At 33.9% G+C, this 1,326-nt stretch carries 1 protein-coding gene; it reads right to left on the bottom strand.

The genetic code is table 11. The features are described 5' to 3' along the window. Positions 1-265: 265 nt before the first annotated feature. The gene (locus G6042_RS00780; RefSeq protein ID WP_169522370.1) at positions 266-1,132 is read right to left on the bottom strand and encodes an alpha/beta fold hydrolase; all 867 of its coding nucleotides are present in this window, start codon (positions 1,130-1,132) and stop codon (positions 266-268) included. Between the last annotated feature and the right edge of the window lie 194 nt (positions 1,133-1,326).

Raw genomic sequence — 1,326 nt, 5'->3', positions numbered from 1 at the left:
TCGTATCATTTTGGGAACAAATCAAACTACTTCAAAATATACCTTGGCTTAAAACCAATTTATAAGCTTTTAACTAGGTGAATTTGTATTGAAAATGGAGTTTTTTCACAACCTGACGTTTGGCCGCTTTGCGAAGGCGGGGATTATCAGCACTAAACTTCATAAGAAGGACAAAGCTTGAATTTAGCACTTCACAGTCATAGAAGCACGAAACCCCCGCTTTTGCAAAACGGCTGTTAGCGGTTCGGGCTTAGTTCTTTCTTCCCTATTTTTCAAGCCAATCCTTTATTTTTTCTTGTATCTCTAAATAGCTTTCTTTGTTTGGCATATGTTTACAATTTTTGACAATATGGGCTTCTTTAAAATTCTTAAATAATGCTTTTGCTCTATTAATAGCTTCGAGGCCTGGAAAAAATACATCATCATCCGCAACTATCATGTAAACGGGATTAGTAAAGTTGCATACATCTTTTTCTTTTAGCAAAGTAGGTCTTCTATAGTCCATATTTAATCCTAAAAGAAGAGCCTTTTGCAATCTAAACATAAAATCGTCTTCTTCGGGTACAAAAGCTTTTGTGAATTTTCTAAGGTCAGTATCTCTCTTGGTAATAAGAAATTTGATTAATGGGTAAGTTAATCTAACCATTGATACCCCAAACTTTCCATTTACCAAGCCACTAGGAACAACAAAAATACAGTTGCTTACCATTTCTGGTTTGTAAGAGATTAGCTTCTGGAGTATATATGCACCATAAGAAATTCCGATAAAATTCGCTTTATAAATGTTCAAATCATCCAAGACTTCAGTAGCCCACTGAGCATATGAGTTATTGTCTATGTTTATTCTGTTTTCATCGCTTTTAGTAGCTTGACCTATTGTGTCTATCGCATATAGCAAATAGTCTTTTCGCAAGTCTTTTACAGCTTCAAGTGTCAAAGGTGCACCCGCATTTATTCCGTGAAACAGAACTATTGGCTTGCCGTTTTCATTACCGGTTTTAATAACCCTTGTTTTACCAAAGGAGGTATTCACATCAACTTCCTTGTAGTCAATTTGTAAGCTATTTAGCTTTTCTTCATAAAGACACATTATGTCAGTCTTTGCTGTTGCGTTTTTATATAATGGTTTCATCAAATAAATTAATTTTAAAAGTAAACATTTTCCAATTATACCAATAGGTTACTAATCTTTTTAGCCTGACCACTAACGTCAGACTGTGAAAAAACCTCCACAATCCTAGTACCAAATATAGTAAAATATTTGTAAGAAAAAGATAAATTCATTATTTTTAGTGATGCAACATATACAAGGAATAGCTCGCAACC

The organism is Flavobacterium solisilvae (assembly GCF_012911605.1).
Lineage (GTDB): Bacteria > Bacteroidota > Bacteroidia > Flavobacteriales > Flavobacteriaceae > Flavobacterium > Flavobacterium solisilvae.
This window is presented reverse-complemented; position numbering and strand designations above follow the sequence as displayed.

Excerpts from the sequence above, each read along its gene's own strand:
- G6042_RS00780 (WP_169522370.1), bottom strand. The coding sequence starts at position 1,132 with ATGAAACCATTATATAAAAACGCAACAGCAAAGACTGACATAATGTGT.